This window comes from Acinetobacter lwoffii (assembly GCF_052078135.1).
Classification (GTDB): Bacteria; Pseudomonadota; Gammaproteobacteria; order Pseudomonadales; family Moraxellaceae; genus Acinetobacter; species Acinetobacter lwoffii_Z.
This window is the reverse complement of record NZ_JBQGUZ010000054.1, coordinates 1-2,512: the sequence shown is the minus strand read 5'-3', so window position 1 is coordinate 2,512 and position 2,512 is coordinate 1. Positions and strand designations below refer to the sequence as shown.

Sequence of the window (2,512 nt, the reverse complement as noted above, 5' to 3'; positions counted from 1 at the left end):
GTAAGCGTCCGCTGAATCCCATGCCTATTTTTTAATTTGAGTTGGATTTCCAGCGGTGTGGCAGTAATTCTTCTATTTGGGTCACTTTATGTGTCGGCAACCTTTTCAGAACATCACTTAAATAGGCATACGGATCCAGCCCATTCAGCTTTGCTGACTGGATTAATGTCATGATATTGGCTGCTCGCTGACCGCTGCGCAGCGAACCTGCAAATAGCCAATTCTTACGTCCCAACGCCCAAGGTCGCATCTGGTTTTCCACCCAATTATTATCTATAGGTAGATTGCCATCATCCAGATAGCGGCTTAAAGCTGGCCAACGCTTCAGAGTGTAATTGATGGCCTTGGCGGTTGGAGAACTCGATGGCACAGTCAGTTGATGTTGGTTAAGCCATTCATACAGTTGTTGCATCACCGGTTGACTATGCTGTTGTCGGTATTCGCGGCGCTGTTCTGCCGTACCATCGGTCTTTTTCCTGAGTTCTGCTTCTATCGCATACAGTTTCTGAATCAGCACCAATGCCTGTTCAGCGACCTGACTTTTCCCGGTCACATGCAGTTCATGGAATTTACGACGTGCATGGGCCATGCAGCCCACCTCAATGACCTGGCCTGATTTAAAGCGTGCTTTATAACCACTGTAATCATCACAGACCAGATAGCCCTGCCAGCCTTTCAAGAACTCTTCAGCATGCTGGCCTGAACGACTATCTTGAAAGTCATAGATCACTGCCTGAACTGGATTGTACTGTGTAGTGGCATAGGCCCAGACATAACCTTTCTTCGGTTTTTTCTCATCATCACCCATCCGCATAATGGTGACTGGTGTTTCATCTGCATGCAGCACCTGCTGTTGCAGCACCACCTCTTTTAAGGCATTGGCCAGAGGCTCCAGTTCTACACCGCAGCGACCTATCCAGTCAGATAACGTTGATCTAGAAAGCTCGATTCCCGCCCGCTGATAGATCAGACGTTGACGGTACAGCGGTAAATGATCGGCATACTTCGATACCAGCACATGGCTGAGCAGTTCAGGTGAAGCAATGCCTTTATCAATCACATAGGCGGGCATCGCTTGCTGAGTCAGGGTGTCACACTGATCACAGACCCATTTGCCACGTACATGCTGTTCCTTATAGAACTGTGCCGGTCTGAAATGCAGTTTTTCACTGATATCTTCGCCGATACGACGTAACTGGCAGCCACAACTGCATTGGGTTGATGCAGGTTCATGCTCAATACGGATGGTGTGTAGATGATCGGGCAGCAGTCGACGTTTAGGTTTATTTGCTTTGGCTTTGTGTGTCGCTGCATCGGTTTTATCTGCATTCAGCCGTTCCAGTTCCAAATCAACGGCTGCAATATCTTCTTCGACCGCTTCATCCCAGAGATGGATTTGTTTTGCGGTGAGATGTTCGTTTTTACTGCCGAATTTGTGCTTTTTAAACAGCGCCAGTTCATGCTCGTATTTTTGATTGAGAATGGAAAGATGTTGGTTGCATGCTTCAAGATGCTGAACTTTGGTATCTAATTGTTGGTTATCTTCTGCGAGTTGTTGATGCTGCATTGCCAACTGTCTGGTAAATTCCAGCAGTTGTTCATGGGTCAGTTGGCTTAAGTCAGGCAGCGTATTCATGACCGCAGTATGCCTGAGGTCATGACGCAGAGGAAATAGAACGTTTGGAGAATAGCAGAATGCACCAACCTGGTTTAGAGCATCGTCACTACCTGCTGTCGTCCAATGCGCTGCCAGGGCAAACCCTGGATCAGTGCCTGTAACTGTTCCGGGCTGAGGGCTACGCTTTCACCCTGGTGAACTTTAGCCCAGTGAAATTTGCCCTGTTCCAACCGCCGGGCACACAGCCAGATGCCCAGTCCATCATGTACCAGCACTTTCATGCGATGGCCACGTTTATTACAGAACAGGTAAGCACAATGCGGTTTAATGTAGCCAAAGGCTCTCAGCACCTGAGCCATAGCCGTATCCACCCCTGCTCGCATATCCAGAGGTTGGGTAGAAAGCCAGATTTCATCAATGCGGATCATGTTGCAAGTGCCTTGAGTAATTCTGCTAAAGCAGATATTTCTGATACTTGCCATTTCAAGCCAATTTCTGCTTTTGAGTGGGGTAAAGTAATTTGAACCTTTAACATGTCAGTAGGAGTAGGATCTAATGGTGCAGAGCAAGATAAGGCAATAAATGCAGGTTTATTCGGTAGTGGTGAGCGATCATTCCCTAGCTTAGCATCAATTAAGCGAATCCATTTGGATACAAGATTTGTATTCAATCCATGTTGCAAAGCGACCGAAGCAATTGAAACGTCCGGTGCTTTACAAGCCTGAACGATCTGCTGTTTAAATTCAGCACTGTATGTTCTTCGTTTTTTCGCAAGAGATGCGATGGATGTCTGGTGATTTGTAGTCATAAATTTTAGTCCCCACTTGTTTTTAAGTGGGGACTAAATTAAGGCTTATAGGATGAATTCATAAGGTGTGTTCAGCGGACGCTTAC

Annotated in this window: 3 protein-coding genes; all 3 read right to left on the bottom strand. The window is 46.7% G+C overall.

Features of this window, described 5'->3' with window-relative positions:
- Nucleotides 1-31 precede the first annotated feature (31 nt).
- Nucleotides 32-1,636: an IS66 family transposase gene (gene tnpC, locus ACTL4S_RS16295; RefSeq protein ID WP_043041539.1), complete on the bottom strand. Its 1,605-nt coding sequence runs from the start codon at nucleotides 1,634-1,636 to the stop codon at nucleotides 32-34.
- Between the two features lie 74 nt (nucleotides 1,637-1,710).
- Nucleotides 1,711-2,046, bottom strand: coding sequence for an IS66 family insertion sequence element accessory protein TnpB (gene tnpB, locus ACTL4S_RS16290; protein WP_441299674.1), 336 nt, complete (start codon nucleotides 2,044-2,046; stop codon nucleotides 1,711-1,713).
- Nucleotides 2,043-2,426 (bottom strand): IS66-like element accessory protein TnpA, encoded by a 384-nt coding sequence (tnpA, locus tag ACTL4S_RS16285; RefSeq protein ID WP_043041542.1) that lies wholly within the window; start codon nucleotides 2,424-2,426, stop codon nucleotides 2,043-2,045. The genes tnpB and tnpA overlap by 4 nt, the downstream gene beginning before the upstream one ends.
- Nucleotides 2,427-2,512 lie beyond the last annotated feature (86 nt).

What these genes read in the sequence shown, in the direction of transcription:
- tnpA (WP_043041542.1), bottom strand. Translation starts at nt 2,426, where the DNA reads ATGACTACAAATCACCAGACATCCATCGCATCTCTTGCGAAAAAACGA.
- tnpB (WP_441299674.1), bottom strand. Translation starts at nt 2,046, where the DNA reads ATGATCCGCATTGATGAAATCTGGCTTTCTACCCAACCTCTGGATATG.
- tnpC (WP_043041539.1), bottom strand. Translation starts at nt 1,636, where the DNA reads ATGAATACGCTGCCTGACTTAAGCCAACTGACCCATGAACAACTGCTG.